This is a genomic window from Dickeya oryzae, assembly GCF_020406815.2.
Classification (GTDB): domain Bacteria; phylum Pseudomonadota; class Gammaproteobacteria; order Enterobacterales; family Enterobacteriaceae; genus Dickeya; species Dickeya oryzae.
The window spans coordinates 3,091,741-3,109,258 of the sequence record NZ_CP162670.1; the positions used below are offsets into that span (position 1 = coordinate 3,091,741).

The following is a 17,518-nucleotide window of genomic DNA, read 5'->3' on the forward strand; positions in this document are numbered from 1 at the left end:
ACCTCCTTGATGATTTATTCTCTTTTAGAGAATGATTCGGCTTGCTAAGGCGCAATAAACCCGTTGACCCGATACCAGGACACACACTCATCCACCATCTGGCTTAAGGGCGAGGGCCGGTAACCCAGCTCACGCTCCGCTTTTGCACTGCTAAAGTAATAAACGCCACCGAAAACACGCAGGCGGTAGGCATCCACCACCGGTTCGCCGCGTACCAGCCAGGGCAGTTTTTCCTGAAGCCACGTTTTCAGATAGACAGATGAATAAGGGGTTTGAGGCCGGTCGGCTTTACAGGGCACGACCGCTTCAATCGTGTTAATCAGCTCGCTATAGCGCGTATTGGCCCCGGCAATCAGGTAGCGTTCGCCAACCTTACCGTTGGTCAAGGCGCTGACGTGCGCCTCGCCAACATCGCCTGCGCCGCAAAAACTGGCACCGCCGGGAGGCAGGAACGGCAACTGGTTATAAGCAACCGCCAGCACCATACGTCCCCACTGCATGGAATAGTCATACTCACCCAGCACTTCCGCCGGATTCAGGATGACGGCAGACAAGCCGCGATCGCAGGCCCGATACACCAGCGCCTCTGCCTGCAATTTGCTTTGGGCATAAGGGTTTTTGGCACGAAAACCCGACAGCGCGGTGTCTTCGGTGGCTTGTGCCGTAGGATCGTTATGCGCCCCTATCGTCGAGCTGGTGCTGGTATAAACCAGCCGGGGTATCCCGCAGGCCAGCGCCGCGTCAATCACGGCACGCGTACCTTCCACATTCACCGCCGCCAGCAGCGGCCAGTCGCGTGGATTACTGCTGGTATTGCCCGCCGTATGGATAACCCCGTCATGCCCTTCCATCGCAGCGCGCAGGCGCTGGCCGTCATGCAATTCGCCACGCACCAGGGTGACGCCGAAAGGTTCCAGAAAGCTCACATTGGAAGACGCACGCACATACGCTGTGACCTGATGGTTGGCCGCCAGCAGCGCTTTTACCACGTTGAGCCCGACAAATCCGTTTGCTCCGGTGATCAGTATTTTCATGGTGTTTGATCTTGCTGGTTAAGTTTTTCAAGCGTTTTCAAAAAGGCCTTACGCCCTTCCCCTTTGCTGCGCATCGGCAATGCGGCCGGATTTTTATCCGGATGGCGGGACGCGCCATCCAGCAGCAGCACGAACTGCTCAAGCAGCTGATTAAGCTGTGTCACCTGGATATCCCTACCCCGGCATACCAGACGCACATGCACACCGTTCCCTTCAAGGCGCACCAACAGCGCCAGACGCAGTGACGGGTGTGTCGCAAACAACGCGGATACCGCCGGGGTCACCGCGACATCGTCCGTCAGCAGCGCCACCGTACTGTCGAACAACGCCACATCGCCGCCCCATTGGGCCAGTTGCTCTGACGTGGCACCGACATGCTCAAGGCATTGACCCAGTTGTTTTTCAACACCCTTGAGCCAGGCGGCGGTCTTATGACGTCCCACCACCTGAATGCGGGTAGGAATCAGGCGGGGTTCATCGCTCTCAAGGTGTCGAATCAGACCAAACTGCGCCTGTTTGACCCGCGCATGGCGATTGACGAGCAGCGCCCACCCCGCGGTTAGCAGCGTTTCCAGCGCAATTTCCTGACGTTGCGTGCAGGTCTGCATCGCCACCACGGTGTCAGGGTCGATATGCAGCTCGGCTGACAGGAGTGGCTGCTCCACGTCGTCATCCAGAACGGTGGCCTCACCGAGCAACGCCGATGCCGTCAGCGAGCCTACCTCCTCGTCAGCCTGCAACAGCCCGCGCCAGAACGCCTGCAATGACGTGTCATCCTGGGTTGAGGCATCCTGGGTTGAGGTGTTGTCCACTGGCACGGCATACGCAAACCACGCCTGCGGCACAACCGGCGAGACTGTCGCCTCAGCGTCCAGCGCGGCGATCTCCTGCCGTGGTGTTTGTCGCACCGGGGCATCAAGGCGCAACGCGGCGTACAGGTCGCAAGGCTTACTGGCAAACGGGTAGCCGGGGAACGGCACACGCTGACGAGGCTCGGCGTCGTGCAGCAGGCTCCAGTCGATATCGCACCCGCGAGTCCACAGCGTGGCAACGTTGGCGAACTGCCGGTTTTTAACCAGTTCGCGGACAAAGTGCTTACCGGCCTCGCCAGCGATGAGTTGTGACACGTCTTTGCTGTCGTGGATGTTTCCGCTGTAGGTCTCCCGGCGGCTATGGTCGGCTCCTGGTTGGGCAATAAAGCCCTCCAGTTTCGCCAGCAGGTCCTCCTGACTGGTCGCGACGATAGCCAAACGATGATCCAGCATGACGCGCCCTGTCTGACTGGTGTAGGCCAGGTCCGCGAGCGAAAGCGCACGCCCTTGTTGCTGTTGCTGCTGGATAAAGTCACGCAGTTCACTGGCATAGGCGACGACACGCTCCACCTGCTGAGCCGACAGCACCACTATTTGTGCATGGGTAATCTGTGCATGGGTGGGCGCGTTTTCTTCCCGGCTCGCCCGTTGGTGTGCGTGCGGTCTGACCAGCGCATCGGCCGATTCCACCACGACAAAGGCGGTCGAACCGCCCATGCCATAGGCGTTAATCCCGGCCAGACGAGAACCTCTGGCGTTGGTCTGCCATTCCTGCGCCTCACGCGGGAACACGAAAGCGGATGTTTCATGCTCAAACGAGGTGTTGATGCGCTGCAGGTTGACGCACGGTGACACACGCCCGTGTTGCATGCTCAGCAGCACCTTAATCAACGAACAGATGCCCGATGCCGCTTCCATATGCCCCAGGTTGGCTTTAGTACCCAGCGCGCAGAAATGTTGCGCCTGAGTCTGGCGGCGTAATGCGTTAGACAGTGCCTTCAGTTCAATCGGGTCGCCCAGTTCCGTCGCCGCACCGTGGCTTTCGATGTAAGTCAGTTCGTTAACATCGATGCGTGCTTCGTTGATGGCCCGCACGGCGGTTTCTTCCATAACCGTCAGGTTCGGCAGGTATTGCCCTGCACCGGTACCGGCATGCCCAATGCTGGAACCCCGCAACACACCGTAGATGTGATCGCCATCGGCCAGCGCGCGGCTCAGACGTTTAAGCACCACGATGCCGCTGCCTTCGCTCGGAATCAGGCCGTTGGCCCGTTCATCGAAGGTGTGCTCCTTGCCGTCGGCAGACAGCACCTTCATCTCTTGCAACAGCATGTATTTGCTGGGATGCAGACTCAGGTTGACGCCGCCTGCCAGCGCCATATCACACTCCCCACCGAGGATGGCTTTACGAGCGATATGTACGCTTGTCAGCGATGACGCGCAGGTGGTGGCGATGCTGAAACTCGGGCCACGCAGGTTCATCAAAAATGAGATGCGATTCGCCAGCTCACTGACGACCGAACCGGCACCGGGGTAACGACCGGTGCGGGCATAAATCTCTGCCATCACCCAGGTGAAGTCTTCGTTCATTGCCCCAACGTAGACGCCCACCTGCTGATCGCTGAGTGCCGCCGGGGTATAACCGGCATTCTCCAGCGCGTGCCAGGCACTACGCAGTAACACACGTACTTGCGGATCGAGGCGACTGGCTTCTTCGCCGCTCATACGGAACATCTCTGGATCAAAGACATCCACGTTGCTGAGGAAACCACCGCGATTTACATAACGCGGGTTACCGTTATCTTCTGCAGGGAGCGTCCAGCGCGCATCCGGAATGGCACTCAGGCTCTCTTTGCCCGCCTGAATGTCGGCCCAGAAATCCGCCAGACTCGCGGCACCTGGGAACTCACCCGCCATACCAATAATCGCCACGGCGTCGCTATCGGCCTGCACGCTGGCTGTTGACGACATCGGTGTACGCATCACTCGTGAGCGCAACGCATCCGTAACCGTAGCAGGTACCGTCCGTTTGACAGGCGGCGCAACAGGTGTACTGGCGTGATGGTGGCTGACAGTGTCTGTACGCTGCGGTGCAGCCTCAGCGGTATGAGCCACCGGTGTCGCGCCATAACGCTCGCACAGGTATCCCGCCAGCTTCGCGGTGGTGTTGTACTCAAACGGCGCGGTTTTCGGCAGCCCGTCGTACTCTTTTTCCAGCACCGCACGCAGTTCCATCAGCATGACGGAATCCATCCCGAGCTGTTCAAAGGTGGCATCCACCACGATATCGCTGGCAGGCAGCTTGGTGATGGCTGAAATCTTCTCTTTGAGCGCGCTCTCGCTACGTGCATACGCACTGTCGCCAGCCGGTGTCGTTATCCCCGCTGTCGGTTGCGGACGCGGTGCCTGCGTCACCGTCGGCACAGCGATTGACGGTGCGGGCTGCACGGTTTCCTCAACCTGAATGCGTAATGAACGGGCAACCTTGTTGCGATCGCCAACCGCGACCAGCAGTTCCGGACGCTGTTCAAGCAGTGCGCGTTCGAGCGCGATAATACCGGCCTCCTGGCCTAACGCCGCCATCCCTGAAAACTCGAACAGACTGGCATCGTCTTGTTCGATGTTCATCTGCCCGCTGGCCCACAATGGCCAGTTGACGGAGAGCGTCTGACCGCTGCGTTGTCCCTTTTTCACCTGCTGGGTACGCCATAGCGCATGGCTATCCATAAAGCGGTTACCGGCGGCATACGCGCCAGACCCCAGGTCACCCAGCACCGCAGAAACGGAGGAGAAGTTGATAAAGACAGCGAGTGGCTCTTGTGCTGTAGCACGGTCAAGGGCCACCAGACCGTCAACTTTCGGTCCGATCAGCGCATCAAACTCATCATCCGACAGCTCAGTCATCGGCGTGGCACTGGCAACACCGGCGCAGTGCAGCACACCATCGAGTGCACCGAACGCCGCTTTTGCCTGCGCAATCAAGGCGTCGGCCTGCCCGTCCTGCGCCATATCGGCCGCGACGTAACAGACTTCAGCACCCAGCTCACGCATCGCGGCCAGTTGCTGCATGACCGCCTCACTGGGCCTGGCCGAACGGCCGCTCAGCACGAGGCGCGCCTGATAGCGGGATGCCAGATACTGCGCCATCAGCAATCCCAGCTTGCCCGCACCACCGGTTATCACATAGTGACCGTGCTGGACGAAACGCAATTGCGGCTGGCTGCCCTGACCATCGGCTTGCGGCGGCGTGATGGCGCCAGCCTGACGCTGATAGCGAACGCCCTGCCGATAGGCCACTTCAAGCCCGGCAAGCGCCTGCGGACGTTGCTCGAACTCCTGATACACCGCATCGGCCAGCGACGCGGCGTCATTCGCATCGCTACGCAGCGTGAACAGCTCGAAACGATGGTTGATGGTCAGCAATGAACGGGCGTACCCGCTGACCGCATCCTGCTGCGGTTCCACCTGGTCATCAGACGCGGTATAGACGTTGACGCAGCGCAGCGCTTGCCCCGGATTTACTGTTTCCAGCGCCACAAACAGGTGCCGTAACGACTGTAATGGCGCATGCAATGGCGCCTGTAATGACGACGCACTGCCAATGGCGGTGACATCATCAAAATGGCTATCGGTACCAATCGCCTGCACGATGTGGGTCGGCCACCATTGCTGTTCAGCCAGTTGCTCACACAACGCCCGCATGCTTAAGGCCGACTGGGTATCAACGCTAAAGCGGTGGCTATCGTGCTGGGCGAACGCGCTGGCCGCTGTCGCGGTGATGAGGCTGGCATCATCGCCATAACGTGCGCGCAGCGCTTCAGCCAGGCTCTCGTTATCGCTGAGCACCAACACTCGCGTCGTCGCGGTGCGCATTGACGCATCAGAAACGACTGCCGGTAACGGTGATACCTGCCACTCGTAAGCATAATACTGCACGTCTTGCGACGCCGAAGGCTGTGCCGAACGGGCATCCTGTTCCAGTCTGCGGGCGGCGAAATCACGCAGCCGCGCCAGCACCCGACCGGTGGCATCCAGCAACGTAATATCGTGTTTCTGAATGGTGCTGCCTGCCTGCTGACCACCCGCTTGCGATTGGGCAGATGTCACATAGGCATAGCACTCCGTACCGAGTGGGTGGCGGAACTCCAGTTCCCCCAGAGAGAACGGCACGATAGGCGTGGCGTATTCCACCGGCTCCAGCCCGACCGCCAGACAGGTACGCAGTGCCCCATCCAACAGTGACGGGTGCAGATAAAACGCATCAGCATGCACGCCCTCCGGCAGGCACAGGTGGCTCAGCGCGGCGTCCGCGAAGCGATAGCGCTCACGGGTCACCTGATAGCTCGGGCCATACGCGAAGCCCATGCGGGCAAAATCGGCGTAGATAGCAGCCTGATCGCTTTCGCGTTTACCGCTGCTACGCAAGGCCTCAAGATCGATCCACTCCTCTTCAGGTTGTTCCGCTTCGGGGCGGTAGACCAGTTCGGCCTCCAGCGAGGGCACATCGGTATGGCGGTTACGTACTGCGACCTGTACGTTGTCGTCGCCGGTATGCGCCAGTGCGATCTCCACATCCACCGGTTCGCTATCCACCTCAAGCGCGTTCATCCACATCAGATTGCGGATTGCCGCTACCGTCCAGTCGCTTTCCATCGCCAGTTGACCGGCCGCATGGAGCATTTCGATGTAGGCCGAACCGGGTAAAATCATCCGCGCGTCACGGCTGCCGACCACATGGTCACGCAGGTAACGCTCTTGCCCGGTCAGTTGTTTGATAAACTTCTGCTGCGCCAGCGTTGAAATATTCTGATCTATCAACGGATGCAGCGATGCCGCACGGTGCGAAGCGTCCTGAGCCGACGGCAGCGCCAGCCAGTGGCTACGCATCATCAGCGGCAGCGGCGGGAACGACACCCGACGCACCGATCCTGCTGTTGTGCTGGTGGTGTTTCCGCTGGTGGTAAAGAGTGACGGTGCAAACTGCTGCCAGTTCACATCCAGCATCGTGGTCCACAACCGCCCTAAACGCAGCAGTTGACGTTCCTGAACCAGCGAGGTGATCAGTTCATCAAGCTGTTTGCCTTCCAGAATGGTATCCAGACGCTCGCCACCGCCCGCAAGATGCCCGCGGAACAGTTGCTTCGCCGCGCCCTCACGCTGGTATTGCTCAAGTTGGTTCAGCAGGTCGTCCAGACTGCTCGCCACCACCGCCAGACGTTCCGTCATGGCATCGCGACCGACCAGTGAAGAGAAGGCCAGCGAGTCAAAATCCGGCGCGGTGTGTGGTTCGCGTACCGCCTGGCGCAGGAAGTTCACCATCCGCTCAACATACAGCGCTAAACGTGCATCGCTATCCGCCGAGAGCACAAACAGCCGTGGCTCTCCCGGTAGCAGTTGGGCCACAGCCCGTGTCGGTGCTTCTTCTATCAACACGTGGGCGTTGGAGCCACCCGCCCCGAAGGCGCTCAGGCCAGCACGGCGCGGGTGATCAATCGCGGCATCCCACGGTTCGAGCGACTGCACTACACGAAATGGCGATGCGGCAAAGTTAATTTTTTCATTCAGCGTGCGTGAATGCAGCGACGGTACAATCTGACGGTGACGCAGTTGCAGCAGGATTTTGGTCAACCCGGCGATACCGGCGGCAGACTCCAGATGCCCGATATTACTTTTCACCGAACCGATACGGCACCGCCCCGGCAACAGCGCAGACGTTGCCCCTTGCTGTGCGTGATGTTGATCTCGGTGATATTGATCACGGTAATGTTGAGCACTGATACGTGAAAAGGCTTTGGTCAGGCCGGAAATTTCAATCGGGTCGCCCAGCATGGTGCCAGTACCGTGCGCCTCGATGTAATCGACGCTGGCAGGGTCCCAGCCGGCACGCGACAGCGCAGTACTGATAACGTTGCTCTGCGCCGCCTGATTCGGCACGGTAAAGCCGCTGGTCTTTCCGCCGTGATTCAGCGCCGTTGCCTTGATAACGCCATAAATCTGGTCGCCATCGGCAATCGCCTGCTGTAACGGTTTGAGCAACACAGCCCCCATCCCTTCACCGGGAACATAGCCATCACCGCCTTCGCCGAAGGCACGGCAACGCCCATCGCTGGACAGGAATTGGTTCTGCCCCAGTTGGTAGTACTTCATCGGGTGCACAATCAGATTGATGCCACCGGCTATCGCCATGTTGCAATCGCCGTTTTGGATCGCCTGACAGGCCATATGCAGCGCCGTGAGTGACGACGAGCACATGGTATCCAGCGCCACGCTCGGGCCATTCAGATTGAAATAGAACGACACGCGGTTAGCGACCGAGGAATGCAGCGACATCGCCCAGCCCGATTCATGCTGTTTTTCCGTCGTTTCAATGCATTGATAGTGCGACCACATCACCCCGACATAGACGCCGACTTGCGCCTTACTCAGCGCCTGACGAGAGTAGCTGGCGTCTGAGATACATTCCCAGGCAGTTTGCAGGAACAGTCGCTCTTGTGGGTCCAGCAGTTCGGCTTCGCGTGGCGAAATATTGAAATACTGGCTATCAAACTTATCCACATCATCGATAAATCCGCCCCATTTGCTGTATACCTTGTTCTTCGGCCCCCGCTCTGGCGAGTAATGTGGGTGATAATCCCAGCGAGACAGCGGAATTTCGCTAACGCTATCAACACCGCTGGTCAAATTGGCCCAGAACTCATCGACATTGCGGGCCCCCGGATAACGGCCACTGAGCCCGATAACGGCAATATCCGTGCTCGCACCGGCTTCACCCGAGGTATTGCGTTTCAGCGCATCGATACGCGAATGGTTTAACAAACTGGCCAACGTCGGGCGTGCAGGCGCTGCCGAGACCCCATTGGAGTGTGCGGGTGCCGATGAAGACGGCGGTGCAACCTGCAGCGTGTCGGCCCACTCCGCCAGCGTTTGATAACGGTAGACGTCGCTGGCATTCGCCTCGGCAAAACGCGCGTCCAGCTCATGTTGCAGACGAATCAGGTTGATGGTATCGAGCGGCCATTGCCACAGCGGCGTCAGTACCGACAGGTTGGCCGCCGTCGGGCCGATCGCCACCGTCAGACTGTCAAACAGTCCACGACTGGCCGTATCATCGTCCCCTTCGGCATTGCTTGTCGCAGCAGGCACCCGGCTTTCCTCTGACGCCGTCGATGCCACCGGAGCCAGAGCGACTGCTGTCGCTGGCTGCAACGCGGCAACCTGTTCCGGGTAGCTTTCGCACAGGAAATCAGCCAGCGAGTCGATGTCTGGGTACTCATAAAACAGGGTTTGCGACACCTCACCAAAGGTGGCCGCCAGCTTACCGTTCAGCGCCAGGATCATCATCGAATCCAGGCCGTAATCCGACAATTGCGTGGCCGGTCTCACTTCGCTGGCATCCAGCTTCGTGACCTCCACGATATTAGCCATCAGATAATCCAGCACGCTGTCACGCACCGAAAGGGTTGGTGCTGTTGCAGATGCGATGGTTGGTACAACCGGTGCAGTGGCTTCTGTTGATGCTATCTGTGCCACCTGTGCCACCGCTTGTGGTGCGGCCGCTACGACGCCCGTGAACACCGCTACCTGCTCGGGGTAATTCTCCAGCAGATAGTCTGCCAGCGAGGCGAGGTCTTCATATTCATAGAACAACGTTTGTGGCAGCCCCTCAAACACCGCGGCAAGTTTCTCGTTCAACGCCAGGATCATCATCGAATCCAGACCATAATTCGATAACGGCCCGCTGGCGGTAACTTCACCGATGTCCAGTTTGGTCACATCGACAACCTGAGCAATCAGCGTACTGACCAGAGCGTCACGGGCAGACACTGCCCCTGCGGATTGCTGCGATGCAACAGCAACCGGCTGAGGTGCACGGGTGACGTCGGCACGCATAGGCGCGCTGGATTTCGCTTTCACCGCCCGTGAAGATTTCATTCCCAGATGCGGTACAGCCTGCGTCTGCAAGTGGGTGAGCCTGACCACTACATTACCGATGCTATCGAGCAAATCGATGTGGTAGCTCGCCGTCGCCCCACCTACGGCGTTATCACGACGCGCATACGCATAGCAAATCCCGTCAATCGGCTTGAATATCTGCAGTTTTGCCAGCGCGACCGGGACTTCCAGCGTATTCGCCGTGGTGCTAAAGCCACCAATACCCAGCGCGGTGCGCAGCGCACCGTCCAGCAGTGACGGTGGCAGGATAAACGGCTGCACAACTGACTCGGCTGACAAGCCATCAGGAAATTTCAGTTCCGCCAGCGCTTCTTCGGCATTGGCATACAGACATTCAATCACCTGAAAGGTCGGGCCCAGCGTAAAACCACGTTGCCGGAACGCCATGTCGATATCGTTACGCTGATAAACCTGACCATTCGCCTGCAAGCGTTGCAGGTTAGCCGGTTCCGGCTGAGGAGACGTGTCTTCGCGCAAGTGGCCGCCACCGAAGACGTGATGCTGCTCGCCGTCCACACGGTAGATTTCAAAATCCAGCCCCCCTTGCGACGGAGTCAGCGCGATCTCCACCTCCATATCATCACTGTCGACCAGAACAGGCTGACGCCATTGAATATTCTGTACCTGCGACAACAGCGGCCGCTCACCGGAGGCAGGCAACGCCCGGCCCTGCAACGCCAGTTCGCTGGCGCTCAGCGCCATTTCGATATACGCGGCACCCGGCAAAATACGGTTATCGCCAAGACGGTGATCGCTCAGGAAAAACTCCTCCGCACGCAGCCGTTTGCGAAATGCCTGCACGGCCAGCGTGGAGATATTGGCGTCGATCAGCGGGTGCAGCACACCAACCCCTGACGCAGCGCTCGTCAGCGGTGCCGTGGCGGGTAACGCCGGTGCCCAGCAATCCTGACGCTGGAAGGCATAACCGGGCAGAGACAGACGCTGGCGGCGTATTGCCGCATGCAACTGGCTCCAGTCCACCTCATGCCCGTTAGCCCAGGCTTCACCCAGCGCGCCAAGACGCCCTTGTTTGAGCCACTCAGCCAACGGCGGCGTTGACGTCGCCTGACGTGCATTCGCTTGACGTGCATTTTCTTGACGTAAATTGTCCCGATGTCCGGTGCTCAGGCCCGACAATTGCTGTTGGGTATAGGCGCGCAGCAGGTTGACCGCCTCGGTTGCCGTTTCAGCGACAAACGCCAGACGATACTCATGCGCCACACGCCCAACTTGCAGCGTATAAGCCATATCCTGTAACGACAGTGCCGGGTGTTGCGCGATGAAATCGGCCAGTTGTCCGGCCATCGCCTGCAACGCCGGCTCACGGCGTGCAGACAGCACGATTAACGCCGGTTTACCTTTATCGGCATCAACGCTGGCTGATGGTGGTGCAATGTATTCCTCGACGATCAGATGGGCGTTGCTGCCGCCCGCGCCAAACGAACTGATACCGGCGATACGCGGGATTTCCCGTGTCACGGACTGACCGTCCTGCTGTGTGACTTCCAGCACCGGGCGCTGCCAGTGTTCCAGCGATTGCTGAACCCGGAACGGCCCACTCTGAAAATCGATAAACGGGTTAATCACATCGGATTGGATGGACGGCACCAGTGTCTGGTGCTTCATTTGCAGCAACACCTTGGTCAGCGCCGACATGCCCGCCGCCGCTTCCAGATGACCAATGTTGGCTTTCACCGAACCGATCGCACAGTATTTACTGCTGTCCCCGGCAATCGAAAAGGCTTTATTCAGGCCGCTGATTTCAATCGGATCGCCCAATTTGGTGCCGGTGCCATGCGCCTCAACGTAGCTGATATGTCGTGGGTTCACCCTGGCGGTTTCCAGCGCCTCGGCAATCAAATCTGCCTGACGCTTCGCGTTAGGCACCGTGAAGCCGGAAGTTTTACCGCCATGGTTAACCGCCGTCCCCCGGATGATGCCATAGATGTGGTCACCTTCTGCCAGCGCACGCGACAGCGGTTTTAATACCACGGCCCCGACCCCTTCACCCGGCACATACCCGGTGCCACCTTCGCCAAAACTGCGGCAACGACCGTCCGAGGAGAGGAAATGCATATTGGATAACAGGTGATACTTATACGGATGCAGCGACAGGTTGACGCCACCGGCAATCGCCACCGGGATATCGCCGCTGCGAAGCGCCTGACACGCGATATGGATAGCAGTCAGTGACGAGGAGCACGCCGTGTCCAGCGCCATGCTCGGGCCAGAGAAGTTAAAGAAGTGCGAGACCCGGTTCGCGACCGACCAGTAAGACGAATGCGAGGTGGTCCACGCCTGTTCCGGGCTGGTGACCGCATGAAGCTGGTAATCCCCCCACATCATGCCGACATACACACCGACGCGATTTTCCCGCCCGGCGTGCGCGGGCGCGAGCTTATCTGCCGTGTATCCGGCATCTTCAATGGCGTGCGTGACAGTCTCAAGGAACAGCCACTCGTTCGGGTCCATGATTTCCGTTTCTTTCGGCGAAATATTGAAATAACGCAAATCAAAGCGTTCCACATCCGACAGGAACCCGCCCCAACGGCTATAGCTTTTCCCCGGTGTGGCCGCCCCTTGCTGGAACCAGTGATCATCCCAGCGATCGGCGGGAATCTCGATAACGCAGTCACGCCCCTGGCTCAGGTTGAGCCAGAACTGTTCGAGGTTCTGTGCCTCAGGGTAACGCCCGGCGATACCGATGATGGCAATGTCATCCTCGTTCAGCACCGGTTGCGCCGACCGGGAAGCGGGTGCCACGGCACGCACGCTATTCGATGCGGATGCGGCGGCATGATGCACTGGCGGTACCACCGCCGCTGACGGAGCGCTTCCTTGCAAACCACGGCAGGCATCCTGACAGTTTTCCAGCAGGAAGCGACTCAGCTCATCCATGGTTTGGTATTCAAAAAACAGCGTCATCGGCAGCGCGCTGCCAAATGTCTTTTTCAGCTCATTGACCAAATCAATGACCACCACCGAATCAAAACCATAATCACGGAAGAAACCGTGACGTTCGAAATGCGGCGGGATCTGGAGTTTTCTGGCAAACAGCTCGGACAAATAACGGATCACCCCATCCTGCAAGGCGTGCGGGTCGGCCACATCCGTCGTGGCTACCGCTGCTGCATCAGGCTGTTGCGGCAATGATGGATGCGACACGGTGGGTTCAACAACGCCCAACACCTCATCTATCCGTGCACGTTCGCCCGGCACACCGGGCATAACCACCAGCTGCGATGCCTGACTTTGCAGGGCATAGTCGAAAATCGCGATGCCGTCCTCGGTCAGTAGCGGCACAATCCCGAACTGGCTTTTCAGGAAGCCCGCTTCTTTCTCGGTCAGGCGCATGCCGCCGTCCTGCCAATACGGCCAGTTCAGCGAGAGGGTTTTGCCGCTGCGTTCGCCTTGCTGTTGCCGAACATTACGCTGAAAGGCGAAGTAATCTTCAAAGGCATTGCCAAAGGCGTAATCACACTGCCCCATGTTGCCCAGAACACCGGTGATGGACGAGAACAGCACGAAAAAGTCGAGCGGCAGTTCACGGGTCGCGTCATCCAGCAACCAGGTGCCGATCGCTTTCGGGGTGATGACACGCCCAAAGGCTTCCGGGCTTTTACGCAGAATAAAGTTATCTTCGATAACACCCGCAGAGTGGATGACACCGTTGAGCGCATGCCCCGCTGTGCGAATAGCATCAATCAGCCCTTGCACGCTAGCGGGGTCGTTCATGTCACACGCCAGATAAATGGCGTTGCCGCCCAGCGCATTCAGGGCGTCAAGCTGTTGCTGACGCGGTTCATCCAGTGCAGAACGGCCACTCAAATAGACGGTGGCACCGTAACGTGAACACAGGAAACGGGCAAAAATCAGCCCCAACGCCCCCAACCCACCGGTGATCAGATACGTTCCCTGCTGGCGCAACACCGTCGGTGCGGACACCGGCCGGTTTACCACATCGGCCACATTTGCCGTATCCGCTGCCGCGATAGCGCGCGATGACGAGTGAGCTGAGGCCGATGACGGTGCATCGACAACAAAACGGCGCACCAGCCGCACACCCTGGCGATAACGCACATCCGCATCTTTAGACACGTCACTGAATTCAGTTTTAATCAACGCCGCGATAGCGGTGGACGCATCCGGTTCGCCATCCGCCACCGCCTCGTATTGCACCACCCGACCGATATACGCGGGTTTTTCAACACGTAACGTCCGGTAAAAGCCGCTGATAGCAGCAACATCCGGCAGGCTCTCGTCAGCGAGATGGAAATGCACGAAGCGAGCCTTCTTCACCTTACGCATCATTGCCTTCGTCAGCGCAAAAAGGCTATGTGGGCCCTGATTCAGACGAGTGGCAAAATCAACGTTGGCCTGCGGTGCACTGGCCCACAGTACCCGTTCAAAGTTAGCCCCCTGTGCTAACAGGGCATCGACCGCGGCGATAAAGTCATCATGATGACCGGGGCGAACCCAGGCACTTGCAGCTTCACGGTTTACATCCAGCGCTGAGGCCAGCAGGACTCGCTGCATCTGCGGCGGGTTTTCTGACTGCGCCAGCAGGTTTGCCAGCCAGTCGACATCCTGCTCTTCGCCCACCAGCACCCATTGCGTCATCGGTTCATCTGCCTCTGACACCGGTTTTTCAATCCAGTACGGCTGATACAGATTGATGCCATCAGATAACGCCGGTAACCGATGTTCCGGTTTCGACCGATCAGCGGCCGTGAGGGTGTCATCCAGCACGCGCATGCTTAAGCCACGGAATACCAGCGCCACACGTTCAGGGTGGTTTGCCTCGCAAACATGGATATCTACCTTGAAAACACCATCATGGAGAAGATGCTCGTCAGACACAGTGATGGTCGCGGTCATAGCAGAATGGCAAGGGCGCAATAACACCAGCCCTTCCAGTGCGAAGGGGATGACGAGCGCCCCTTGCTGATTATCCTGACGCGAGGCACGCAGTTTTTCCGTCGCCCAGACCACCGCGGACTGCAACGCGCCATCCGCCAATGACGGGTGGATAACAAAGTCGGTACTATGAGCATCCGGTAATGCCAGTTGGGCAATACAGGCATGCTCATTGAATTGGATTTGTTGAATGGCACGCAGCTCGGCGCCATAACACATCTGCAGACTATCAAGCAGTTGATAACTGGCGGGCGCATCACGCACCGGTGCATCGTCTGTCAACGACACCGCCGGTAACGCCGGATGTTCTGCGTCGGAAAAACCGACCATCCCCTGGCAGTAAAGCGTTTGGCCACTATCGAGGACCTGGAACAGCCACTGTTTACCCGGTTGATGCGGATCAATCTGAATAAACAGATCGGTTGCGGCATCATGGAACTCAAGCGGTTTTAACCAGGCCACCTGAGCGAAGCTGAGCGCGTCAGCCTCGTTTAGCGCGATAGCATCGGTGAACGCGGCGCGCACCAGTTCGAGATAAACCACACCCGGTAATATGATTTGACCGCCAATCTGATGACCGGCAATAAAAAACTCATCCCCCGCCAGCCGGGCCTGATAGCGGGAACTGCCAACATTAACAACACGGTGACGCGCGCCACGTAACGCAGAGGCAGAGGAGTCGGTACGATAGCTGTCACTCAGCCAGAATGGCGTATGCATAAACGGATAACCGGGTAACGCCATGTGCGGAGGGTGGCTACCGCCAAATAACCGGGACCACTCCAGTTGCGCACCGCGCAAATAACAGGTGCCCAATTGCTGCAACAGCGGCGTCGCGGCAGTCGAATCCGCTTCGCGCAACGCATCAAGCAGGGCTTCCCCCTCAATCCGCGCGTTTTCCAGTGCCTGTGCGTCATCTGCCACATGGTCTTGCAACGACACCGGGCCTTGCTCCACCGCCTGCGTCAGCGCCTGAATAATCGTCTGACGGTCAGTGCCCACACAGCTATAGCGATAAGCGAGATGATCACGGCGCATCAGTAATGTTGCGCTTACTGCGCTTAACGCAGCGTCTGCATGCTCACTCAACCAGTCGAGCAAATCTTTCTGACGTTGCAATAACGCCGCCGGGCTTTTAGCCGACAGAGCAATTAACCAGGGCGTATCCGCCGCTGATGGGTTTTCCTGATGTGCCGTGTTGACCGGCTCAGGCGCTTCTTCCAGTACGATGTGAGCGTTGGTCCCGCCAAAGCCAAACGAACTCACCCCCGCACGGCGTGGCGTGTTTTCCGCCAGTCGCGGCCACTCACGGGCCTTATCGACGAAGAAAAACGGCGTTGCGGTGGTGTCAATGTTGGGGTTAAGCGCCTGGAAATTGCGCAATGGCGGTAACGTGCGGTGTTTAAACGCCAGTAATACTTTGATGATACCAGCCACACCGGCCGCGGCTTCAAGGTGGCCGATGTTGCTCTTCACCGACGTCACACCACAATAAGCCTCATTTAACGTCGCCCCTTGTTGCTGGGCGAGCGTACTGAAAGCATGGGTAAGCCCGGAAAATTCAATCGGGTCACCTTTGGGTGTTCCGGTGCCATGCGCTTCCACCAGACCAATCGAATCAACCGGTACGCCCGCGTTCGTGTGTGCGGCAATAATGACATCGGCCTGAGCTTCCGCACTGGGGTACGTCATCGTGTACGTGGTGCCGCAATGGTTAACCGCGCTGCCTTTAATCACGCCGTGGATGACATCGCCGTCAGCCAGTGCACTATCCAGTGGCTTTAATAATAAAACGCCAGCGCCTTCTCCGCGGACATAGCCATCAGCACGGTTGTCAAAAGAGTGACAAGCACCGGTAGGTGACATCATTCCCATTTTTGCAAAAGACTGATGCCGGGTAGAAGTTAAAATAAGGTTAACACCACCGCTGATTGCAATATCACAATCACCACTGGCGATGGCCTGAATAGCATTATGGATAGCGTTTAATGAGCCAGAACAGGCCGTATCAATGGCGACACTCGGGCCGCGAAAACCAAAGAAATGTGAAATACGGTTGGCAATAATCGATGTAGCGGTACCCGTGGAATGATGCGCTTCTATCGGCGCATGGGTATTTTCCTGTAATTCTTTATAATCGTTATTGAAAACACCGAGAATAACACCGACTTTATGCCCACGTAAGGTTGAGGGCGCAATACCCGCATCTTCCAGGCAAGACCAGGTCAGTTCCAGCATGATCCGTTGTTGGGGATCCATCGTTTCGGCGACTTTCGGGATTACGCCAAAGAATTGGTTATCAAAACCCTCAACATTATTAACAAACGCGGCCCATCGTTTTTCACTGGCATCAGGCCAATGTAACGATCTGCGGTTATCAGGTTGTGTATCGCGGTTAACATCAGCAATTTCAGAAACCGAATTGCGCTGATGGATTATATTTTCCCAGAAATCGCTGTAGTTATTGGCATCAGGAAAACGACAAGAGATCCCTATAATTGCAATATCCATACCCATCACCCATATCCATGTGATTATGTTTATTCTTCCTCGCAAAACAGATGCGAGTTAGCCGGTCAAATAGCCCTTTTGACAACGGTTTTAATCGTAGAACAATGAATTTGATATTCCATTACCATTAAACGGAGGATTCTGATGGATATTGCATTAAAAACAGTCACACATCTAATACTATCAAAAAATTTTTTTGTCAGGATGTTACTTACCCCCCTATGAATACGACAAAAAACAAAGCATAAATAACATAATATATTGTTTTATAACGATAAGTTAATGTAACAA

2 protein-coding genes are annotated in these 17,518 nt (G+C 57.6%); both read right to left on the reverse strand.

Annotation, left to right across the window (positions count from 1 at the left end):
* Nucleotides 1–44: 44 nt before the first annotated feature.
* Nucleotides 45–1,034 carry an NAD-dependent epimerase/dehydratase family protein gene (locus LF929_RS13505; RefSeq protein WP_226093117.1) on the reverse strand — a complete coding sequence of 330 codons (990 nt, stop codon included), beginning with the start codon at nucleotides 1,032–1,034 and terminating at the stop codon, nucleotides 45–47.
* The gene (locus tag LF929_RS13510) at nucleotides 1,031–17,227 is read right to left on the reverse strand and encodes an SDR family NAD(P)-dependent oxidoreductase (RefSeq protein WP_226093116.1); all 16,197 of its coding nucleotides are present in this window, start codon (nucleotides 17,225–17,227) and stop codon (nucleotides 1,031–1,033) included. Before LF929_RS13510 ends, LF929_RS13505 begins: the two co-directional genes overlap by 4 nt.
* Nucleotides 17,228–17,518: the final 291 nt, after the last annotated feature.